Source organism: Streptomyces sp. NPDC094147, assembly GCF_044764265.1.
GTDB lineage: Bacteria > Actinomycetota > Actinomycetes > Streptomycetales > Streptomycetaceae > Streptomyces.
Genome location: NZ_JBIWHT010000005.1, coordinates 36,280 through 59,151 on the forward strand (window position 1 = coordinate 36,280; position 22,872 = coordinate 59,151).

General features: G+C 69.0%; 13 protein-coding genes and 1 pseudogene. 3 read left to right on the top strand and 11 right to left on the bottom strand.

The features are described 5' to 3' along the window. Positions 1-39: 39 nt before the first annotated feature. Together ACIQ8J_RS10830 and ACIQ8J_RS10835 are read left to right on the top strand one after the other, a co-directional pair. Positions 40-1,266: a thiolase family protein gene (locus ACIQ8J_RS10830; RefSeq protein WP_403271012.1), complete on the top strand. Its 1,227-nt coding sequence runs from the start codon at positions 40-42 to the stop codon at positions 1,264-1,266. Continuing rightward, entirely contained in the window at positions 1,263-3,395 is a 2,133-nt protein-coding gene (locus tag ACIQ8J_RS10835; RefSeq protein ID WP_403271009.1) for a 3-hydroxyacyl-CoA dehydrogenase NAD-binding domain-containing protein, read from the top strand. Before ACIQ8J_RS10830 ends, ACIQ8J_RS10835 begins: the two co-directional genes overlap by 4 nt. 161 nt (positions 3,396-3,556) lie before the next feature. Here the strand turns inward: ACIQ8J_RS10835 and ACIQ8J_RS10840 are convergent, their stop codons facing one another. The 11 genes from ACIQ8J_RS10840 to ngcE form a co-directional block, all read right to left on the bottom strand. Continuing rightward, complete coding sequence (locus ACIQ8J_RS10840; protein WP_403271007.1) at positions 3,557-4,708, bottom strand: hypothetical protein; 1,152 nt, start codon at positions 4,706-4,708, stop codon at positions 3,557-3,559. Between the two features lie 198 nt (positions 4,709-4,906). Then, positions 4,907-6,400, bottom strand: a complete 1,494-nt coding sequence (locus ACIQ8J_RS10845; RefSeq protein WP_403271004.1) for a glycosyltransferase family 39 protein — start codon at positions 6,398-6,400, stop codon at positions 4,907-4,909. A gap of 74 nt (positions 6,401-6,474) precedes the next feature. Beyond that, the gene (locus ACIQ8J_RS10850; RefSeq protein ID WP_403271002.1) at positions 6,475-7,968 is read right to left on the bottom strand and encodes an amino acid permease; all 1,494 of its coding nucleotides are present in this window, start codon (positions 7,966-7,968) and stop codon (positions 6,475-6,477) included. 150 nt (positions 7,969-8,118) lie between these two features. Continuing rightward, complete coding sequence (dxs, locus tag ACIQ8J_RS10855) at positions 8,119-10,044, bottom strand: 1-deoxy-D-xylulose-5-phosphate synthase (RefSeq protein WP_403270999.1); 1,926 nt, start codon at positions 10,042-10,044, stop codon at positions 8,119-8,121. Positions 10,045-10,221: 177 nt separating this feature from the next. Further along, positions 10,222-11,526: a sugar ABC transporter permease gene (locus tag ACIQ8J_RS10860; protein ID WP_403270996.1), complete on the bottom strand. Its 1,305-nt coding sequence runs from the start codon at positions 11,524-11,526 to the stop codon at positions 10,222-10,224. Then, entirely contained in the window at positions 11,523-12,311 is a 789-nt protein-coding gene (locus ACIQ8J_RS10865; RefSeq protein WP_403270993.1) for an ATP-binding cassette domain-containing protein, read from the bottom strand. Before ACIQ8J_RS10865 ends, ACIQ8J_RS10860 begins: the two co-directional genes overlap by 4 nt. A 199-nt stretch (positions 12,312-12,510) precedes the next feature. Then, positions 12,511-13,620, bottom strand: a complete 1,110-nt coding sequence (locus ACIQ8J_RS10870) for a sugar ABC transporter substrate-binding protein (protein WP_403271116.1) — start codon at positions 13,618-13,620, stop codon at positions 12,511-12,513. A 133-nt stretch (positions 13,621-13,753) separates the two neighbouring features. After that, complete coding sequence (locus tag ACIQ8J_RS10875) at positions 13,754-14,953, bottom strand: ROK family protein (RefSeq protein ID WP_403270990.1); 1,200 nt, start codon at positions 14,951-14,953, stop codon at positions 13,754-13,756. A gap of 227 nt (positions 14,954-15,180) precedes the next feature. Next, complete coding sequence (locus tag ACIQ8J_RS10880; protein ID WP_403270987.1) at positions 15,181-16,092, bottom strand: carbohydrate ABC transporter permease; 912 nt, start codon at positions 16,090-16,092, stop codon at positions 15,181-15,183. Between the two features lie 10 nt (positions 16,093-16,102). Next, a complete protein-coding gene (locus ACIQ8J_RS10885) occupies positions 16,103-17,029 on the bottom strand; it encodes a carbohydrate ABC transporter permease (protein WP_403270984.1) in 927 nt (308 codons plus the stop codon). A gap of 45 nt (positions 17,030-17,074) precedes the next feature. Next, the gene (gene ngcE / locus ACIQ8J_RS10890; protein ID WP_403270981.1) at positions 17,075-18,499 is read right to left on the bottom strand and encodes an N-acetylglucosamine/diacetylchitobiose ABC transporter substrate-binding protein; all 1,425 of its coding nucleotides are present in this window, start codon (positions 18,497-18,499) and stop codon (positions 17,075-17,077) included. A gap of 487 nt (positions 18,500-18,986) precedes the next feature. Here ngcE and ACIQ8J_RS10895 point away from each other — a divergent pair. Next, positions 18,987-22,813: pseudogene (locus ACIQ8J_RS10895) on the top strand (GH92 family glycosyl hydrolase). Positions 22,814-22,872: the final 59 nt, after the last annotated feature.

The window sequence follows — 22,872 nt, forward strand, 5'->3', positions numbered from 1 at the left end:
GCGCAGCAGTGCCACCCCGCACCCTGGAGGAGAGCCATCGTGCCTCGTACCGTCAGGGACGTCGTCTTCGTCGACGGCGTCCGCACCCCGTTCGGCAAGGCGGGCCCGAAGGGCATCTACCACGAGACCCGGGCCGACGACCTGGTCGTCAAGGCGATCCGGGAGCTGCTGCGCCGCAACCCGGCCCTCGACCCCGCGAAGATCGACGAGGTGGCCATCGCCGCCACCACGCAGATCGGTGACCAGGGTCTGACCCTGGGGCGTACCGCCGGCATCCTCGCGGGCCTCCCGCAGTCCGTGCCCGGTTACTCCATCGACCGCATGTGCGCGGGCGCGCTCACGGCCGTCACCACCGCCGCCGGCTCCGTCGCCTTCGGCGCGTACGACGCCGTGATCGCCGGTGGCGTCGAGCACATGGGCCGCCACCCGATGGGCGAGGGCGTCGACCCGAACCCGCGGTTCGTCAGCGAGAAGCTGGTCGACGAGTCGGCCCTGTTCATGGGCATGACCGCCGAGAACCTGCACGACCGCTACCCGCACATCACCAAGCAGCGCACCGACGAGTACGCCGTGCGCTCGCAGGAGAAGGCCGCCAAGGCGTACGCCGACGGCAAGATCCAGCAGGACCTGGTGCCGATCTCGGTGCGCAACACCAACGCCGAGGTGGGCGAGACCGGTTGGGGTCTCGTCACCGCGGACGAGCCGATGCGTCCGGGCACCACCCTGGAGAACCTGGCCGGTCTGAAGACCCCGTTCCGCGTGCACGGCAACGTCACCGCGGGCAACGCGGCCGGTCTCAACGACGGTGCCACCGCGTCGATCATCGCGTCCGAGGAGTTCGCGCGCGAGAACGGCCTGCCGGTCAAGATGCGCCTCGTGTCGTACGCCTTCGCGGGCGTCGAGCCGGAGGTCATGGGCTACGGCCCGATCCCCGCGACCGAGAAGGCCCTCGCCAAGGCGGGCCTCACGATCGAGGACATCAACCTCTTCGAGATCAACGAGGCGTTCGCCGTCCAGGTCCTCGCGTTCCTGGACCACTACGGCATCGCCGACGACGACGCGCGCGTCAACCAGTACGGCGGCGCCATCGCCTTCGGCCACCCGCTCGCCTCCTCCGGCGTACGTCTGATGACGCAGCTGGCGCGGCAGTTCGAGGAGCAGCCGGAGGTCCGCTACGGCCTCACCACCATGTGCGTCGGCTTCGGCATGGGCGCCACGGTCATCTGGGAGAACCCGCACCACAAGGACGCCGGAGGCAGCAAGTGAGCACCACCACCGCTGAGCTTCTCAAGGGCGCGGCCGAGCTGTTCCCCGACGAGGTCGTGACGTCGGCGCACGTCCGTCACCTCGATCTGCCGTACGGCGCGGGCAAGTTCGCCCTGATCACGCTCGACAACGGCTTCGACCACACCAAGCCGACCACCTTCGGCCCCGGCTCGCTGGCGAACCTCAACGCCGCCATCGACCAGGTGGAGAAGGAGGCGGCCGAGGGCGCGATCGTCGGCGTCGGTGTCACCGGCAAGCCGTTCATCTTCGCGGTCGGCGCCGACCTCAAGGGCGTCGAGATCCTCAAGAAGCACGAGGACGCGCTCGCCATCGGCAAGAGCGGCCACGAGGTCTTCAAGCGCCTCGCGGGCCTCGCGGTCCCGACGTTCGCGTACTACAACGGCGCGGCCATGGGTGGCGGTGTCGAGGTCGGTCTGCACTGCACCTACCGCACCGTCTCCAAGGCGCTGCCCGCGTTCTCGCTGCCCGAGGTCTTCCTCGGTCTGGTCCCGGGCTGGGGCGGCTGCGCGCTGCTCCCCAACCTGATCGGCGCCGACAAGGCCGTCTCGGTCATCATCGAGAACTCGCTGAACCAGAACCGCCAGCTCAAGGGCAAGCAGGTCTTCGAACTCGGCATCGCCGACGCCCTCTTCGAGGGTGCCGACTTCCTGGAGCAGTCCCTCATCTGGACCGCGAACGTCCTGAAGGGCGACGTCACCGTCGAGCGCCCCGAGGTCGACCGCGGCGAGGCCTGGGACCAGGCCGTCGCCAAGGGCCGCTTCATCGCGGACTCCAAGGTGCACGGCGCCGCCCCGGCCGCCTACCGCGCGCTCGACATCATCGCGGCCGCGAAGAACGGCGACCTCCAGGCCGGTTTCGACGCCGAGGACAGCGCGCTCGCCGACCTCATCATGGGCGGCGAACTGCGGTCCGGCATCTACGCGTTCAACCTGGTCCAGAAGCGCGCCAAGCGCCCGGCCGGCGCGCCGGACAAGAACCTGGCCCGCCCGGTGACGAAGGTGGGTGTCGTCGGCGCCGGCCTCATGGCCTCGCAGCTGGCGCTCCTCTTCCTGCGCCGCCTCGAAGTGCCGGTCGTCCTGACCGACATCGACCAGGAGCGCGTCGACAAGGGTGTGGGCTACGTCCACGCCGAGATCGACAAGCTGCTCTCGAAGTCCCGCATCAACCAGGACAAGGCCAACCGTCTCAAGGGCCTGGTCTCCGGTGTCCTGGACAAGGCCGCGGGCTTCTCGGACGCCGACTTCATCATCGAGGCCGTCTTCGAGGAGATCGGCGTCAAGCAGCAGGTGTTCGCGGAGGTCGAGGCGGTCGCCCCGGCGCACGCGATCCTCGCCACCAACACCTCCTCGCTGTCGGTCACCGAGATGGCGTCGAAGCTGAAGCACCCCGAGCGGGTCGTCGGCTTCCACTTCTTCAACCCGGTCGCGATCCTGCCGCTCCTGGAGATCGTCCGGGGCGAGCAGACCGACGACGCCTCGCTGGCCACGGCCTTCGGTGTCGCGCGCAAGCTGAAGAAGACCGCGGTCCTGGTGAAGGACGCCCCGGCGTTCGTCGTCAACCGCATCCTGACCCGCTTCATGGGCGAGATCCAGAACGTCATCGACGAGGGCACCCCGGTCGCCGTCGCCGAGAAGGCCGTCGAGCCGCTCGGCCTGCCGATGTCGCCGCTGGTCCTCCTCGAACTGGTCGGCCCGGCCATCGGCCTGCACGTCTCCGAGACCCTCAACCGCGCCTTCCCGGACCGCTTCACGGTCTCGGAGAACCTGGCCGCGGTCGTGAAGGCGGGCAAGCGCGGCTTCTACGTGTACGACTCCGGCACGCCGGAGCTGGACCCGGAGGTCGCAGCCCTCCTCAAGCAGGGCGATGTCGTCCTGACCGAGGAGCAGACCCGCGACCGCGTCCTGGACGCGGTGGCGCAGGAGATCGGTCTGATGCTGGACGAGGGCGTCGTCGCCGAGGCCCAGGACATCGACCTCTGCCTGATCACGGGCGCCGGCTGGCCCTTCCACCTGGGCGGCATCACGCCGTACCTGGACCGCGAAGGCGTCTCGGAGCGCGTGAACGGCAAGAAGTTCCTGGCGCAGGGCGTCGCGAGCGTCCCGGCGTAACGCCTTTCGGAGTTACCCGAGCGAGGGCCCCGCACTTCGGTGCGGGGCCCTCGTCATGCCCGAAGTCGCGCTTCGCGCAAGGCTGTTGACGGTACGTCATATACGCGCGGAGGCCCGGGACCGATGGTGCGGTCCCGGGCCTCGGCGTACGGTGCGGTGGGTCAGACCTGCTGCCAGGCCTCCAGGGCCAGGCCCGGCTCGTCGGTGCGCTGGCGGGTGATCCGCAGGCCGCCGTCGGCCGTGAACACGCCGAGCACGATGCGCCCGTCGGCGTCCAGCGTCAACGCCGGGGCGCCCGCGCAGACTTCGCCGGTGGGGGTCCAGGTGACCCCGGCCTCCTCCTGCTCGGTCGGGTAGGCGGCTATCGCCGGGCGGCCGTCGCGGTCGCGCTGGGCGAGCACGGTGCAGTCGACGCCGTCGATCTCCGTGCGCAGCAGCGCGACCGGGCCCGTTCCCGCGCCGCCGAGCGGCTCGGTGGGGCCGTCGCCGCGCCAGGCGCGCAGCTCGCCGGACTTGGCGTCACGCAGGAAGAAGGTGATCCGGCCGCCCTCGCCGGTCTGCAGGCCGCCGATGGTGGCGGTCTCCGGGTCGGCCGCGAGCTTGTCGAGCCGCTCGAAGGCGACGTCCGCCGCGGCCCGCTCGAAGCGCATGATGCCGGTGTCGGACGGGGCGTGGATGACCATCCGGCCGCCCTCGGCCGCGACGACGGATATGGAGCGGTCGGCGCCGTTGCCGTTGAGGTCGGCCCACCCGGCCCACTTGCCGGAGGGCTCCTGGCCGCGCGCGGAGACCCCGCCGAAGGCGTTGCGCACCACGATCTGCGCATTGCCCGCCGAGTCCACCCCGGCCGAGGGGTGACCCATCCTGAGGCCGAGCTTCCAGTCCTTGCGGGAGTACGGCGAGCCGACCACGGCCCAGTTCTTGACCGGGCGGCCCGACTGGTACTGGATGGCGTGCACGAGCTCGGTCCAGGTGCCGCCGTCGTCCATCGGGGTCTGCCGCAGCGCCGCCAGGTGCACATAGCCGTCGGCGCCCTGCGCGATCGAGAGGTGCGACTGGAGTCCGGTGCCCGGGGCGACCAGCTCGGGGCCCGTCCACGCGCCGCCCGGCCGCGACTCGGTCCAGCGGGCGACGCCGCCGTGGGCGGGTGCGTACGCCGAGAGCCGGCCGTCCTTGCCGAGCCGAAGCCAGCCGGTGACCGTGGGGCGGCCGTCCTCGGTCGCCACGACCGGGGTGGCGGGGGACGGTGCGGTGACGACGCCTCCGGTCCGGGCGGGCTCCCGCTGCGATGCCTGTCGAGACCTCAGTGCCATGGTCCACGACCACCTTTCCCCACCGGATCCGCGTGGTGCGGCCGGGTCCAGCAAACCAGCGACTTTCTGTGACCATAACACTGGTCACCGCCCCTGTTTTCCCCGGGAATTCCGTCCCGACGTGCGGCCTTTCACCACCCGGCAGAAGCGGGCCGGGCGCCCGGCGGACGACCGGCGTACGGCCGTGCGGGTGAGCGGTCAGTCCGCGCGCACGTAGAAGACCGCCCCGTCCACGACCGCGCTCCGCTCGTACCGCGACGCGAGGAGCCGGCGCAGGGAGGGAAGGCGGCCGGCGGCGTACGGCTTGCCCCGGGAGTCGTCCACGATCAGCTCCGGGGGGCGGTCGGCGAGCTCGGCGCGGAAGACCGGCCAGGACCCGTCGACGCCGTACTTCTCCCCCACCTGCGGCCCGTCCCGGCCGCCGCTGTAGTTGGTGAGCAGCCCCGCGGTCAGGTAGCGGCTGGCGGGGGCGCGCCGGGCCAGCCAGTACGTCTCGGGGTGCATGCCCCAGACCAGGACCCGGTCGGCGGGTCCGGTGCGGGCGCTGACGGCGGTGGCGAGCCGTTCGGTGTGCAGGAGGTCGGGGCGCGGCGCGAGCAGGCCCCACAGCAGGAAGAGGGCGCAGGCGCAGGCGGAGGTGAGCAGCGCGCCGGTGAGCCGGCAGGGCGGCAGGATCTGGAGCGCGCCGGTGGCGAGCAGCACCAGGGGCGGGATGAGCTGGAGGTAGTAGTGGCCGAAGAAGTGGCAGCCGAGCAGGACCGCGCCCGCCGACGCGATGAGCCAGAGCCAGAGGTCGGCGGCGCCGGTCCTGGCGATGCGCAGGACCCGCACGACCGGCGGGAGGAGCCCGGCGCAGCCCGCGGCGAGGATGGCGGTGTTGGTCAACCCCCGGGTGAGGACGTGGAGTTCGGAACCGGCGAAGGTGGCGTACGCGCCCGATCCGGTGACCGTCCAGAACAGGAAGCGGGACGGCCCGGCGAGCAGGGCCACCAGGGCGATGGGGGTGCTGACGCCAACTGCCGTACGCAGTAAGGAGGTTCGCCGGGACTCCGGGTGCTGCCACAGCAGCCACAGGACGGGGACGAGGGCGGCGCCGCCGGTCTGTTTGGTGAGGCAGGCACCGGCGACCGCGAGGCCGGCCCGGGTCCAGTTGCCGCGGTCGGCGCAGCGGACGGCCGCCGCGGTGAAGGGCAGCATGAAGACCTCGAAGGTGGCGGCCTGCGCGTCCTCGGGGTTGAGCCCGACGGAGACCAGCAGATACAGGACGCCGGCGGCGCGGCCCGCGCGGTCGCCCCAGCGGCGCCGGGCGGTCGAGGCGAGCGCGAGCGCGGTGAGCAGCTGGGCCGCGACGGCGGCGAGCCGGAGCGGGCCGAGCGAGTCGTCGCCGCACAGGGCGAAGGCGGCTTCGTAGAGCCAGGGCAGCAGGGGCGGCTTGCGGTCGACGACCGTGGTGTACAGCGTGCCGCCGCCGGCCAGGAGCCGCGCCTGGACGGCGAGATAGCCCTCGTCGGGGTTCCACAGCGGATGCCGGAAGGAGGGGATGCGGGTGAGGAGGGCGAGTACGGCGAGGACCGGGAGCAGCCGCCGCCAGTAGTGGTCCGAGGCGGCGGGCGGGCCCGCGGGGCGGCGGCGCTGGCCCGGCAGCACGCCCGTGGTCACGGATCGTAGCGAGGGCGGCGGCTCGGCGAGCATGCGGGCCACCCTATGCGGCCCCGTATGCCCAGTTGGTGAGGGACATACGGGGCCTCGGCGGAATCGGGCTCCGATTACGGGGAGTTGCGACCCGGGCGGGGCACGACGCGGCTGTGCCTGCGGCCGTAGGCGAAGTAGATGACCACGCCGATCACCATCCAGACGGCGAACCGGATCCAGGTCTCGGCGGGCAGGTTGAGCATCAGCCACAGTGAGGCGGCCACCGCGGCCGCGGGCACCCACGGCACCAGCGGGGTGCGGAAGGCGCGCGGCAGGTCGGGGCGGGTGCGGCGGAGGATGACGACGCTCACGGCGACGACGACGAAGGCGAACAGGGTGCCGATGTTGACCAGTTCGGCGAGCTGGCTGAGGCTGGTGAAGCCCGCGACGACCGCGATCAGCACGCCGAGCAGGATGGTCGGCCGGTGCGGGGTGCGAAAGCGCGGGTGGACGTGGGAGAAGAACCGGGGCAGCAGCCCGTCCCGGCTCATCGCGAAGAAGACCCGGGTCTGGCCGAGCAGCAGGATCATGCAGACCGTGGTCAGTCCGATGGCGGCGCCGAAGCTGATGACCCCCGCGAAGAAGGGGTGGCCGGTGGCCTTGAACGCGTCGGCGAGCGGCGCGTCCACCGACAGCAGGCTGTAGTGCTGCATGCCGGTGACGACGATCGAGACGGCGACGTAGAGGATGGTGCAGATGAGGAGGGAGCCGAGGATGCCGCGCGGCATGTCCCGCTGCGGGTTCTTGGTCTCCTCGGCGGCGGTCGCCACGATGTCGAAGCCGATGAAGGCGAAGAAGACGACGGAGGCGGCGGTGAAGATGCCCATCACGCCGAAGTTGGTGGGGGCGTAGCCGGACATCAGCTGGATGAGCGGGGCCTTGAGGTCGCTGCCCGCGGTCTGCGCCTGCGCCTTGGGGATGAACGGCGAGTAGTTCGCGGACTTGATGAAGAACGCGCCCGCGATGATCACGATCAGCACGACGGTCACCTTGATGGCGACGACGACCGAGGTGACCCGGGCCGACAGTTTCATGCCGAGCACGAGGATGCCGGTGAGCACCAGGACCAGGGCGGCCGCGAGGATGTCGAAGCCGAACCCGTGGGCGCCGTCACGGCCGCTGAGCGACTCCGGCAGGTGCCAGCCCGCGTTGTCCAGCAGTGAGCGGACGTAACCGGACCAGCCGACCGCCACCACGGCGGTGCCCAGGGCGAATTCGAGCACCAGGTCCCAGCCGATGATCCAGGCGGGCAGTTCGCCGAGCGAGGCGTAGGAGAAGGTGTACGCCGATCCCGCGACCGGGACCGTGGAGGCGAACTCCGCGTAGCAGAGCGCCGCCAGCGCGCAGACGACACCCGCCACCACGAAGGCCAGGGAGACCGCGGGTCCGGCGTTCTCCTTGGCGACCTTGCCGGTGAGAACGAAGATGCCGGTGCCGATGATGACTCCGACCCCGAAAACCGTGAGGTCGAGAGCGGACAGGGACTTTTTGAGCGCGTGTTCTGGCTCCTCTGTGTCCTGGATTGACTGCTCGATCGATTTGGTCCGGAACAGACCGGTACTGGCCACCCGTGCACCTCCGCTAGCTCAACGTCCCCGTCATGATCGGGAGGAGTGGCGGTACGGGTACCGGGCCGGGCTCGTTATTCACGCGAACGGGCCGGACCGATCACCCGTACAGGGAGATCCGTCCGGCCCGTTGACCCGGCGGTCACATGATCAGTCGCGAGCGGGTTCGGCCTCGGCTCGGCTCTCCTCGAACCGGCCGTCCAGCTTGGACACCAGACCGGTGACCTGGCGCGCGATGTCCGGCGCGGTCAGCCCGATCTCCGCCATGACCTCGCCGCGCGAGGCGTGGTCGAGGAAGCGCGGCGGAATGCCGAAGTCGCGCAGCGGCACATCGACGCCCGCGTCGCGCAGCGCCTGGCTGACGGCCGAACCGACGCCGCCGACCCGGCTGTTGTCCTCCACGGTGACGACGACCCGGTGCTTCTCGGCGAGCGGCGCCATCGCCTCGTCGACCGGCTTGACCCAGCGCGGGTCGACCACGGTCGTCGAGATGCCCTGGGCGTCGAGCAGATCGGCGATCTCCAGGCACATCGGCGCAAGCGCGCCGACGGACACCAGGAGCACGTCCGGGCGGACGGTCGCCGCGGACGGCTCGCGCAGGACGTCCATGCCGCCGATGCGGCCGACGGCCTTGACGGCCGGGCCGACCGCGCCCTTCGAGAAGCGCACGACGGTCGGGGCGTCCTCGACGGCGACGGCCTCGCGCAGCTGGGCGCGCACCTGGTCGGCGTCGCGCGGGGCCGCGATCCTGAGGCCGGGCACGACCTGGAGGATCGACATGTCCCACATGCCGTTGTGCGAGGCGCCGTCGGTGCCGGTGACGCCGGCCCGGTCGAGCACGAAGGTCACCCCGCACTTGTGCAGCGCGACATCCATCAGCACCTGGTCGAAGGCGCGGTTGAGGAACGTGGCGTACACCGCGAAGACGGGGTGCAGCCCGCCGGTCGCGAGACCGGCCGCGGAGACCGCGGCGTGCTGCTCGGCGATGCCGACGTCGTAAACCCGCTCCGGGAAGGCCTTGGCGAACTTGTCCAGGCCGACCGGCTGGAGCATGGCCGCGGTGATCGCGACGATGTCCTCGCGCTCCTTGCCGAGCCTGACCATCTCCTCGCCGAAGACCGAGGTCCAGTCGAGGCCGGAGGTCGAGACCGGCAGGCCGGTGTCCGGGTGGATCCTGCCGACGGCGTGGAAGCGGTCGGCCTCGTCCGCCAGGGCCGGCTGGTAGCCGCGGCCCTTCTCGGTGAGGCAGTGCACGATGACCGGGCCGCCGAAGCGCTTGGCGCGCTGCAGGGCCGACTCCAGGGCCTCGATGTCGTGGCCGTCGATGGGGCCGACGTACTTCAGGCCGAGGTCCTCGAACATGCCCTGCGGGGCGATGAAGTCCTTGAGGCCCTTCTTGGCGCCGTGCAGGGTCTCGTACAGCGGCTTCCCGACGACCGGGGTGCGCTCCAGGAGGTCCTTGCCCTTGGCCAGGAAGCGCTCGTAGCCGTCGGTGGTGCGCAGGGTGGCAAGGTGGTTGGCGAGGCCGCCGATGGTCGGCGCGTAGGAGCGCTCGTTGTCGTTCACCACGATCACCAGGGGGCGGTCCTTGGCGGCGGCGATGTTGTTCAGCGCCTCCCAGGCCATGCCGCCGGTCAGCGCGCCGTCGCCGATGACCGCGACGACGTGGTCCTGCTTGGCGAGCACCTCGTTGGCCTTGGCGAGGCCGTCGGCCCAGCCGAGGACGGTGGAGGCGTGGCTGTTCTCGATGACGTCGTGCTCGGACTCGGCACGGGCCGGGTAGCCGGACAGGCCGCCCTTCATCTTCAGCTTGGCGAAGTCCTGCCGCCCGGTGAGCAGTTTGTGGACGTAACTCTGGTGTCCGGTGTCCCAGAGGACCTTGTCCTTCGGGGATTCGAAGACGCGGTGCAGAGCGATGGTCAGCTCCACCACGCCGAGGTTCGGACCGAGGTGGCCGCCGGTCTTGGAGACCGCGTCGACCAGGAAGGTCCGGATCTCTGCCGCCAGCTGTTCGAGCTGCTCCGGGCTGAGCCGGTCAAGATCGCGCGGTCCCCTGATACGGGTAAGCAGCGGCACCCGTGCCTCCTTGCATCCGTGCTGGTCGAGCATGCCGATCCGTTGAGTCTAATGTTCCGCCCGCGGCCGCGGTCGCGGGGCGGTGCCTTCCGCGTCACCCGTACGGCTCAAATCGTGCCGCCGCGCGCAGACGTGCCCGGTGCCGTCGGGGCACCGGGCACGTCGGAAGTGCGGAGGTCAGGCGCGGCCCGCGGACTTCTGGGTCTTACGGGTGACGGCGTCGATGATCACGGTGATCAGAAGCACACCGCCGGTGATCATCTGCTGGATCGCCGCGGCGACGCCCTCCAGGGCGAGGCCGTACTGGATCGAGGTGATGACCAGGACGCCCAGGAGCGCGTTCCAGGTGCGGCCGCGGCCGCCGAAGAGGCTGGTGCCGCCGATGACGGCCGCCGCGATGGCGTTCATCAGGAGGTCGCCGCTGCCCGCGCCCTGGTTGGCCGCGCTGATCTTGGAGGCCAGGAAGAGGCCGCCGACGGCCGCGAAGGTACCGGAGATCGCGTAGACCGAGGTGCGGACCATCACGATGTTGATACCGGCCCGGCGGGAGGCCTCGACGCTGCCGCCGAGCGCGAAGATCATGCGGCCGTACGAGGTGCGGCGCAGCACGAAGTCCGTGAGGACCAGCACCAGGAGGAAGATCACCACCGCGAGCGGCAGGCCCTTGTTCTGGTTGAACATGTACGCGGCCGCGAAGGCCACCACGGCGAGCAGTGCCGTACGCAGCACGATCTCGTTGAGCGGGCGCGAGGGGATGCCCGCGGCCTCGCGGCGGCGGCTGTCGGAGAACGCCGACAGGAAGAACGCGGCGACGGCCACCGCGGCGGCGCCGTAGGCCACCGCGATGTCGCTGAAGAAGTAGCCGGACAGGTCGTGGAAGATGCCCGTCTCGCTCGTGTTGATCGTGCCGTTGTCGCCGAGGATCTTCAGCATGAATCCGCTCCAGAAGAGCAGACCGGCCAGCGTGACGGCGAAGGCGGGGACACCGATCTTCGCGAAGATGTAGCCGTGGATGGCGCCCGCGACCGTACCCGTGAGGATGGAGAGGACCAGGGCCAGCCACTCGGACATGCCGTGGGTGACGCTCAGCACCGCGAAGGAGGCGCCCGCGACACCGCTGACCGAGCCGACCGACAGGTCGATCTCGCCGAGCAGCAGCACGAAGACGATGCCGACGGCGATCATGCCCGTGCCCACCATGGCGACGGAGATGTCCGACAGGTTGCCCGCGGTGAGGAAGTTCGAGTTCAGGCTCTGGAAGACGATGCAGATGATGATCAGGCCGACGATGACGGGCAGGGCGCCCAGGTCACCGGCGCGCAGCTTCCGCTTGAACTCACCGAGGTAGCCCGCGAAGCCCTGCTCGCGCACGAGCAGCCGGGGGTCGACGGCGGTGACCGCGTCGCCCGCGGCGGGCGGGGCGTCGACGGGGGCCGCGTGCGGCTTGCCGAGCTCGGTCGGGGAGGTCTTGTCGGTGCTCACTTCTGAACCTCCGCGTTGCGCGCCGCACGGCGGGTCACGGCGTTGTCCGTGGCCCCGGTGATGGCGGAGATGATCTCTTCCTGCGAGGTGCTCTTCACATCGAAGACACCGTTGTTCCGGCCCAGCCGGAGCACCGCGACCTTGTCGGCGACGGCCTTCACATCGGCCATGTTGTGGCTGATGAGGATGACCGCGTGGCCGCGCTCGCGCAGCCGCTCCACGAGGTCCAGGACCTGCGCGGTCTGCTCGACGCCGAGGGCCGCGGTCGGCTCGTCGAGGATGACGAGCTTGGGCTCGCCGAGCATCGAGCGGGCGATGGCGACGGTCTGGCGCTGGCCGCCGGAGAGCGAGGCGATCGGGATGCGGACGCTCGGGATGCGGATCGACAGCGTGGTCAGCAGCTCACGCGAGCGGCGCTCCATCTCGACCTCGTCGAGGATGCCCCGCTTCTTCAGCTCACGGCCGAGGTAGAGGTTGCCGACGACGTCGATGTTGTCGCACAGCGCGAGGTCCTGGTAGACGGTCGCGATGCCCAGGTTCTGGGCGTCGTGCGGCTTGTCGATCTGGACGGCCTTGCCTTCCCACTCGATGACTCCGTCATCGATGGGGTGCACGCCGGCGATCGTCTTGACCAGCGTGGACTTTCCGGCGCCGTTGTCGCCCACCAGGGCGACCACTTCACCGGCGTGGACCTCAAGCTCTACGTCGGTGAGCGCCTGAACGGCACCGAACCGCTTGGAGACCCCGCGCAACGCCAACACGGGCGTAGCGGACACGTGAACCATCTCCTTCGCCGCCTGACCGGCGGGGATGCCGCGCCCCATGGGGTGGGGGCGCGGAGGTCGAGCAGAAGAGAACAAGAAGGGGGAAACGTTCCGTCCGGCGCCCGCGCCCCGGCGGGGCTGAAAAGGGGCGGGCGCGGGGCACCGGAAGAGCGTTCGGGGTGCGCAAGTCCCTTGAAATCGAAGGGACTTGGCGGGTGAACTACTTGAGGCCGAGCGTGTCGCAGGCGGCCGTGTAGCTGCCGGTGCAGATGTCGGCGATCGTGTAGATCTTGTCCTTGATGACGGTGTCCTTGATGTTGTCCTTGGTCAGCGCGACCACCGGGACGATCGTGGACGGGACGCCCTTGGTGGTCGGCGAGTCGACCTTCTTCGGGGCGATCGAGTCGAGGCTCTCGCCCTTGGCCAGCTTGACCGCCATCTCGGCGGCGATGGCGTCCTCCTGCGGGTAGGACTTGTAGACGCTCATGTACTGCTCGCCCGTGACGATCCGCTGCACACCCGCGAGCTCGGCGTCCTGGCCGGTGACCGGCGGGAGCTTGGAGAGACCGGCCGCCTTGAGGGCGGTGATGATGCCGCCGGCCATGCCGTCGTTGGCGGAGTAGACGCCGATGACCTTGTCCTTGCCCAGGGCGGAGAGCGCGCCCTCCATGTTGGCGTTGGCGTTCTCGGGCTTCCACTCCTTGGTGTCGTACTCCTTCCCGATGTTCACCCTGCCGTCGAGCTCGGCGTGGGCGCCCTTCTTGAAGAGGGCGGCGTTCGGGTCGGTGACGGCGCCGTTCATCATGACGATGTCGCCGGACTTGGCCTTGTCGCCGAGGGCCTGGAGGAGGGCCTTGCCCTGCACGTGGCCGACTTCCTCGTTGTCGAAGGACACGTAGGAGTCGATGGGACCCTGGGCGAGGCGGTCGAAGGCGACGACCGGGATGCCCGCGTCCTTGGCCTTCTTGACCGAGCTCGCGATGGCCGCGGAGTCGACCGAGTCCACGATGAGCGCGTCCACCTTGTTGGTGATCATCGTGTCGGCCTGCTGGCTCTGGGTGGTCGCGTCCTGCTTGGCGTTGGCGTAGACGATCTGGCCCTTGCCGTTGGTCAGCTCCTTGACCTTGGCCTCGATCAGCGGCTTGTCGAACTTCTCGTAGCGCGCGGTCTGGTTCTCCGGGAGCAGCAGGCCGATCTTGAGGTCGTCGCCCTTCTTGGCGCTGCTGCCGCTCGACGCCTTGGTACCGCCGCCGGACTGCTTGGCACTGCCACAGGCGGCGAGCGAGACGGCCATCGCGGTGGCGGCAACGGCTACAGCGGCACGACGCATGTTCGTGTTCACTTCAGAAACCTCCCTGACGAGGCCGCGACGTTGCGGCCGAGGTGGCTGGAAGTCAACTCGGCGTTAAGCCCACCGTCAAGGAGTAAATCCTTAACGAGATGACAACGGTGCCATCCGTTATCTAAGTGAAGGCAGGCGCCGAGGCGGGCAGAGCACTCTCCAACAGGGTGGAATCCCCCATTTCGCTGAGTACGAGAGCGAGCGCGCCCAGCACTTCCGCGCGGCCGCCGAGCGCCCCCGGAAGAACCGTCAACTGCCGTGCGGCGCTGGGGATCGCGTACCGCGACACGGAGTCCCGGATGGGCCCGAGGACCAGTTCGCCGGCCTCCGCCAGGTCGCCGCCGAGGACCACCCGGCTGGGGTTCAGGAGGTTGCACAGGTTGGCCACGCCGCTGCCGATGTGCCGCCCCACGTCCGCGACGACACGGCGGCAGCCGGGGTCGCCCTCGCGGGCCAGTTGGACCACTCGCTCCATGGTCAGGTCGGCTCCGTGGCTGGATTGCAGCAGGGGGAGCACATAGCGGGCCGCGGTGAAGGTCTCCAGGCAGCCGCGGTTTCCGCAGCGGCAGACCGGGCCCGACTCGTCCAGCGTGATGTGCCCGATCTCGCCCGCGGTGCCGCCGGGCCCCCGGTAGATCTGCCCGTCGATCACCAGGCCGGCGCCGACACCGCTCGCGACCTTGATGTACGCCAGGTCCCTGACCCCGCGCCCGCTGCCCCAGACCAGCTCGCCGAGCGCGCCCAGGTTGGCGTCGTTGTCGACGTACACGGGCACACCCAGGCGGCCGGAGAGCTCCTGACTGGGGTTGATGCCGGTCCAGCCCGGCAGGATCGAGGTGGAGCCGAGGGTGCCGGACTCCACGTCGATGGGGCCGGGCACGCCGAGGCCCACCCCGATGACCTTGTCCTGGCCGATGCCGGTGGCCGCGATCAGCCGCTTGACCAGCTCTTCCGCCCGGCCGAAGCCCTGCGCGGAGGAGGCGTCGACATCCAGCGGCTCGGACTCCTCGGCCAGCACCTGGTGGGCCAGGTTGCCGACGGCCACCCTCAGGTGCGTATGGCCGAAATCGACTCCGATGACGATCCCGGCCGAGCCGCTCAGCGAGACGCTGCGGGCCCGGCGGCCGCCGGCCGAGGTGGGGGTGACCTCGACGGTCCCGCCGTCCTTCAGCTCGCGGACGATGTTGGAGACCGTGGCCGCGGACAGACCGGTGGTCCTGGCGATCTCGGCCTGGGTGAGCGAGCCCGCCATGCGCACGGCGCGTACGACCCGCTCAAGGTTGGCCCGGTGCAGTGACGTCTGCGACCCCGGAGTCTCCATCGACTCATCCACTCCCGCCGTAGGCGGACGGCACGACGGCCGCCCCCGCACGGAGCCGCAGCATTGAGGCCCCGTCTTTTCTCCAACATGTGAACCCTAAGCTCAGCCTTCGGGGTGGTCTCCCGTCAAGACCTGAGCAGATGCGGAGCGGATCGGGAAACACCCGACCGCCCGCGGGCACGGGGCCCGCGGGCGGTCGGGGGGAGAATCGGGAACCGGAGGGGCGGCTACTTGAGGGCGCCCGCCGTCAGGCCCGCCTGGACCTGCTTCTGGAAGACGATGTAGACGGCGAGCACCGGCAGCATCGCGATCGACAGACCGGCGAACAGCGCCCCCCAGTCGCCCTGGTAACCCTGCTGCACGGCGAGGTCCGCGAGTCCCTGGGTGAGCACCCAGTTCTTGGTGTCGCCCTGGTTGAGCACCAGGGGCAGCAGGTACTGGTTCCACTGGCCGAGCACGTTGAAGATGCCGATGCTGATGATGCCGGGCTTGGCCATCGGCAGCATGATCTGGAAGAAGGTCCGGGTGTGCGAGGCCCCGTCGATCAGCGCGGCCTCGGCGACCGTGGTCGGCAGCGTGCGGAAGAAGGCGGTCATGAAGAAGACCGTGAACGGCAGCGAGTACGCGATGTAGATCAGGATCAGTCCGGGCAGCGTGTTCAGGATGCCCAGGTTCTTGGTGACGAAGAAGAGCGGTACGAGCACCATCACCACGGGGAACGCCATGCCGCCGACGAACAGGAAGTAGATGAACCGGTTGCCGGGGAACTCGAACCGGGCCAGCACATAGGCCGCCATCGACCCGAGCAGCATCGTGCCGACGGTCGAAGCGCCCACCACGAACGCGGTGTTGAGGAAGTACTGCCCGATGTTGGCCTTGCTCCAGGCCCGCGCCCAGTTGTCGAACTGGAAATGGGTGGGCAGCGACCAGGGGTGGGTGAGGATGTCGCCGGAGGTCTTGAACGAGCTCCACAGCGCCCACAGCAGGGGCACGCCCACCATGAGCGCCCAGACGAAGAGGAACACGTGCGAGAAGGCGTTGAGCACGCCGCCCTCGCTGCTGCGCCACTTCCAGCGGGCGGCGCTGGCGGCGGGTGCGGACGACTGCTCGCCGTCCACGTTCATGGTTTCGGTCGTCATCGCGCCACCCCTAGAATTCGATGCGCTCGCGGCGCGACAGCCGCATGCTGAGAATGGCGAACACCAGGGTCACGATGAGCATCGCGACACCCATGGCGGCGGCCATTCCGTACTGGCTGTTGTCCCGGAACGCCGTCTTGTAGAGGAGCAGCGGGACCACGTCGGTGGATTCGTCGGGGCCGCCGACGTTGACGGACATCAGCTGCACGTAGATGAAGGCGTCCATGGCGATGATGCCCATGTAGACCCAGGCGGTGGCCACCGTGTCGCGCAGCAGCGGCAGGGTGATCCGGAAGAACGTCTTGACCCGGGAAGCGCCGTCCAGGAGTGCCGCCTCGTAGATCTCGCCCGGAATGGAGGCCATTCCGGCGGAGAACAGGATGACGTAGAAGCCGACGTTCGCCCAGACCATCACGACCATGATGCAGATCAGCGCGATGTTGGAATCGCCGAGCCAGGACTGCTGGAGCGAACTCAGACCGACACTGGCCAAAAGGGAGTTGAGCATCCCGTTCTTGGTGTCGGGGTTGTAGATCTGCTGCCAGAGGATCGCGATGATCGTGATGGAGAGGACCTGCGGGAAGAAGAAGATCACCTTGTAGAGGCCGGAGCCCCGTACGCCGGCGACCCCCGCAGCACCTCTGCGGCGGCCGCCGACATTCAGCATGAAGGCGAAGAAGAGACCGAAAGCCAGCGTGACCACCGGCACGCACAGGAGCAGAAGGACGTTGTGCCACAACGCCTTCCAGAACAGGTCGTTGTGAATCAGCTTCTGGTAGTTGTCCAGCCCGATGAAGTTCTTCTCGGGCGTCAGTCCGCTCCAGCTCGTCATCGAAATCTGGAAGTCCTGGATGAACGGCGAGATCACGAGGACCCCGTAGAGCGCCAGGGGAATTGCCAGGAATCCGATGATGAACCGGTACTTGCCGTGTCGCATGTCGCCGGTCGCTCTCGTCTCAGCCAGTAGTGGTAAGCGGCCTCGTCAGAGGTGCTTGAACTTCGGGACGGAGGAGTCCTTCTTGGTGTCGTCCGACGCCTTCTGCGCGCGGTCGATCCATTCGGTCGCCTTGATCTTGCCGGAGAGCAGGTCGAGCGTCGCGTTGCCGATCGTCTCGTTGTTCAGCTTCTTGTACCAGTCCTGCAGACGGGAGTTGAGGACGTTCTGCCCGGCCGCCTTCAGGGCGGCGTTGGCGGAGGTCAGGCCCGGCGTCAGGGTCAGTCCGTCGGCGGCGCCCGCGACGCAGGTCAGCGACTTGATGGCGTTGGTGAAGTTGGTGGTCTGCTTCTTGCTGAGCATGATGCGCAGCAGTTCCATGCCGCCCGTGGGGTTCTTGCCGTCCTTGGCGACGATGAAGGGCTCGCCGGCCGCGGCGTACAAAGCGCCGAAGGGCAGCTTGTCGCTCGGGCCGCTGCCGATGAGGGAGCCGACCGCGAGGTCGAAGTCCTTCGGCATGGTCGGCGCGGCCTCGTTCTCCACCCAGGAGCCGTCGGCGACCATCGCGGCCCGGCCCTGCGTCCAGGCGGTCTGCATCTGGATGTGCGTCATGCCCTCGGAGCCCTGGAGGAAGTAGCCCTGGCCCGCCAACTCCTCGTAGTACGTGATGACTTCCTTGACGGCGTCGGTCTTGAACGCGCCGTCGTCGAGGTTGTCGATCGCGTTGAGGGCCTCCTTGCCGCCGACCTTGCCGATCTGGTGCAGCAGGTCGAAGTGGACGTAGTACGGGTACTTGCCCGGGTACGTGAACGGCGCGATGCCCGCGGCCTTGATCTTCTTGCAGAGCGCCAGCATGTCCGAGAAGGTCTGCGGGTACGTCCAGCCCTTCTCCTTGAACAGCTTGTTGGAGTAGAAGGTGCCGTAGACGGTGAACGCGTAGTTGAACGCGTACAGGGCCTGGGAGCCGAACTGGCCCTGCTCGATCGTGCCGGCGATCAGGACGTCGCGGACCTTCTTCGAGGGGTCGTCGATGGTCGGCGCGTCGAGGAGCGCGGTCAGGTCCTGGAGCTTGCCGGTCTTGGCGAGGGCGGCGGTGTCGAGATTGTCGGCGCCGGAGTTGTCCATGAAGTCCGGCGGGGTGCTGCTCGCGAAGCGCGGCTGGAGCTTCGGGCCGATCGCCTGGGTGCCGGTGTGCTTGACCGTGATGCCGAACTTGGCGTTGTAGTCGGCCTCGGCGGACTTGATGTAGTCGTCGCCGAAGCCGCCCTTGAAGACGAACGCCTCCAGCGCGGCGCCCTTGTTGACCCCGAGCGGATTGTCTGCCGACTTGGTGCCCTGGGAACTCGGCTTCTTGGTGCTGTCACTGCTGTCGGAACTGGCACACGCGCTGAGCAGTGACGTCGCCGGCACAGCCAGCAGGCCGATCGCCATGGCCCGCTTGAGTGCGTCACGGCGGTTGATCTCGGATCCCATGCTCAAGTCCTCGCCTTCTCCAGGACTCATGCGGTGCAGCGGAATCCGCCGACGCCCGCGAACAGTTGAAGCGTGAGTGGTGCCGTACATCCATCGCGGAGAGCTGCCCGGTGTCCGGGCCGAACCGGCCCGTCGCACTCCCCCCGCCCGCGTTCAGCGGGTTGCCCGGACGCCGACAGGTATAGTCCACTTCCCGTCAACTGAGCAAGATCGAAAGCAGGGTTGGCCGACAGTCTTTCCCGAGTTGAGACCTCGCAGATATATCCATTGGTACGTACCAATGTGGACGAGGCCGCTCCTTTTGACGCGCATTACACACCTTGACGCCCGCATTGCCGCTCGGGAAACAGGCCATCCATTCCGGCCCAACACCCTTGACACCGGACACCACTTGCCGCGCTACTGGATCCTGCGTTTCCGTTCTGACAACGTTGTCCACTTCGCACCTGCCGACTGAACCGGCTTTGCGCCGAAGGAAAGGGCCCGCATGCTGCCCAGATCCCGGTACCGACGAGGACCGGGGGCCGCCCTGGTGGCGGCCTCGTTCCTGCTCGTAGCGACGGCCCCATCGGCCGTCGGGGCGCCGTCGGCAACCGCCCGACCGCCCGAGGACGGCGGGCGGTTCAGCACCTCGTTCGAAACGGGCCAACCCCAGCCGGACTGGACCAATACCGTCGATACGGACCGTGCGGGCAACAAGCGGTCCTCGGGCGTCGACGGCGGCTTCACCAGCGGCATACCGGGCAATGTGACCGACAGGATCACGGACGTCCGGGCCAGCGCCGAGAACACCGACGGGGGTGAGGTGAAGGAGAACCTCATCGACGGTCAGCCCAGCACGAAATGGCTCGCCTTCCAGCCCACCGCTTGGCTCGAATTCGACTTCTCCGAACCGGTGAAGACGGTCACCTACGCGTTGACTTCGGCCAACGACGCCCCCGAGCGCGACCCCAAGGACTGGACGCTGAAGGGCTCGGCGGACGGCAAGGACTGGAAGACCCTGGACAGCCGCAGCGGCGAGAGCTTCAAGGACCGCTTCCAGACCAAGCCGTACGACTTCGCCAACACCACCGCCTACGCGCACTACCGCCTGGAGATCACCGCCAACAACGGCGCCCCGATCACCCAGCTCGCCGACATCCAGTTCTCCAACGGCGACACCAGCACCCCCGTCCCCCCGGACATGCTGACCGTGCCCGGCCGCGGCCCCGGCGGCTCCCCCACCGCCAAGGCGAACGCGGGCTTCACCGGGAAGCGGGCGCTGCGGTACGCCGGCACCCACAAGGCCCAGGGCCGGGCGTACTCGTACAACAAGGTCTTCGCCGTCCACACCCCGGTCGGCCGGGACACCGTGCTCGACTACAAGATCTTCCCGTCGATGACGGAGACCGACCTCAACTACCCCGCCACGAACGTGTCCGTGGACCTCGCCTTCACCGACGGCACCTATCTGAGTGACCTGAAGGCGCTGGACTCGCACGGCGGACTGCTCGGCCCGCAGGGCCAGGGCGCCGCCAAGACGCTCTACGTCAACCAGTGGAACCAGGTCTCCTCGCGGATCGGCACGGTGGCCGCGGGCAAGACGGTGGACCGGATCCTGCTGGCGTACGACTCGCCCAAGGGGCCGGCCAAGTTCCAGGGCTGGATCGACGACCTGTCGATCGCGCCGAAGAAGCCCGAGAAGCCGCTCGCGCACCTCTCGGACTACGCGCTGACCACCCGCGGCACCAATTCCAGCGGCTCGTTCTCGCGCGGCAACAACTTCCCGGCGACCGCGGTGCCCAACGGTTTCAACTTCTGGACGCCGGTCACCAACGCCGGTTCGCAGGACTGGCTGTACGACTACGCGCGGCGCAACAACGCCGACAACCTGCCGACGCTCCAGGCGTTCGGCGCCAGTCACGAGCCGAGCCCGTGGATGGGCGACCGGCAGACCTTCCAGGTGATGCCGTCGGCGGCGGCCGGCACCCCCGACGCCTCGCGGACCGCCCGCGCGCTCCCCTTCCGGCACGAGAACGAGACCGCGAAGCCCTACTACTACGGCGTCACCTTCGAGAACGGCCTCAAGACGGAGATCGCGCCGAGCGACCACGCCGCGATGATGCGGTTCACCTATCCCGGTGACGACGCGAGCCTGATCCTCGACAACGTCACCAACCAGGGCGGCCTCACCCTCGACCCGGCGACGTCCTCCTTCACCGGCTACTCCGATGTCAAGAGCGGCCTGTCGGCGGGCGCCGGACGGCTCTTCGTGTACGGGGTCTTCGATACGCCCGTGACCGCCGGCGGCAAGCTGCCGGGCGGTGGCGGCGCCGATGTCACCGGCTACGCGCGGTTCAGACCCGGCAAGAACCGCACGGTGACCCTGCGGCTCGCCACCTCACTCATCAGCGTGGACCAGGCCAAGGCGAACCTGGCCGCCGAGATCCCGGCGAGGACCGGCTTCGACAAGGTCGAGGACCAGGCGCGCAAGGCCTGGGACCAGATCCTGGGCCGCATCGAGGTCGAGGGCGCCTCGCACGACCAGCTGACCACCCTCTACTCCTCGCTCTACCGGCTCTACCTGTACCCCAACTCCGGCTACGAGAAGGTCGGTTCGAAGAACCAGTACGCCAGCCCCTTCGCCCCGAAGGCCGGCGAGGACACCCCGACCCGCACCGGGGCGAAGATCGTCGACGGCACGATGTACGTCAACAACGGGTTCTGGGACACCTACCGGACCACCTGGCCCGCGTACTCGCTGCTCACCCCGGAGAAGGGCGGCGAGATGGTCGACGGCTTCGTGCAGCAGTACAAGGACGGCGGCTGGATCTCCCGCTGGTCCTCGCCCGGCTACGCGGACCTGATGACCGGCACCAGTTCGGACGTGGCCTTCGCCGACGCCTACGTCAAAGGCGTGAAGTTCGACGCCGAGGCGGCGTACGAGGCGGCCCTGAAGAACGCCACGGTCGCCCCGCCGTCCTCGGGCGTCGGCCGCAAGGGCATGGACACCTCCCCCTTCCTCGGCTACGCCCCGACCTCGACCCCGGAGGGCCTGTCCTGGTCGATGGAGGGCTACATCAACGACTACGGCCTCGCGAAGATGGGCCAGGCGCTGTACGAGAAGACGAAGAAGCCCCGCTACAAGGAGGAGTCGGCGTACTTCCTGGGCCGCGCGCAGAACTACGTGAAGCTCTTCGACCCCAAGGCGGGCTTCTTCCAGGGCAAGGACGCGAGCGGCAACTGGCGGGTGCCGAGCGACACGTACGACCCGCGGATCTGGGCTACGACTACACCGAGACCAACGGCTGGGGCGCCGCCTTCACCGCGCCGCAGGACTCCCGGGGCCTGGCCAACCTGTACGGCGGGCAGGCGGGCCTCGCCAAGAAGCTCGACGCCTACTTCTCGACGCCGGAGACCGCCTCCCCCGAGTTCGCCGGTTCGTACGGCAGCGTCATCCACGAGATGACCGAGGCGCGTGACGTGCGGATGGGCATGTACGGGCACTCCAACCAGCCCGCCCACCACGTCACGTACATGTACGACGCGGCGGGCCGGCCCTGGAAGGCGCAGGAGAAGATCCGCGAGGTCATGCGTCGGCTCTACGTCGGCAGCGAGATCGGGCAGGGCTACCTCGGTGACGAGGACAACGGCGAGCAGTCGGCCTGGTACGTGTTCTCGGCGCTCGGCTTCTATCCGCTGGTGATGGGAAGCGGCGAGTACGCGATCGGTTCGCCCCTGTTCACCAAGGCGACCGTCCACCTGGAGAACGGCCGCGATCTGGTCGTGAAGGCGCCGGGGAACAGCACGGGGAACGTGTACGTGCAGTCCCTGAAGGTCAACGGGAAGGCGTGGAACTCGACGGCGCTTCCGCACGATCTGCTCGCGCGCGGCGGCACGCTCGACTTCACCATGGGCGCGCACCCCTCGTCGTGGGGCACCGGCAAGAACGCGGCGCCGGTCTCCATCACGAAGGACGACAAGGTGCCCGCCCCGCCGAGCGACGCGATCACCGGGTCGGGGCCGCTGTTCGACAACTCCTCGGCGACTTCGGCGACGTTCACCTCGGTGGAGCTGCCGGTGTCCGGGGCGACCCGGGCCGTCCAGTACACGCTCACCTCGGCGGACCGCGCCAAGGCCCCGACGTCCTGGACCGTGCAGGCCTCCGCGGACGGCAGGACGTGGAAGGACATCGACCGGCGGACGGGCGAATCGTTCACCTGGGACCGGCAGACCCGCGTCTTCTCGGTCCGCTCCCCCGGTTCGTACTCCCACTACCGGCTGGTGAGCGGGGGCGGTGAGGCGACGCTGGCGGAGGTCGAACTGCTCTCCTGAATCCCGCCCACGGCATGCGGCCGGAACTCTTCCCTGGAAATGACCCGAATTGATCTGGA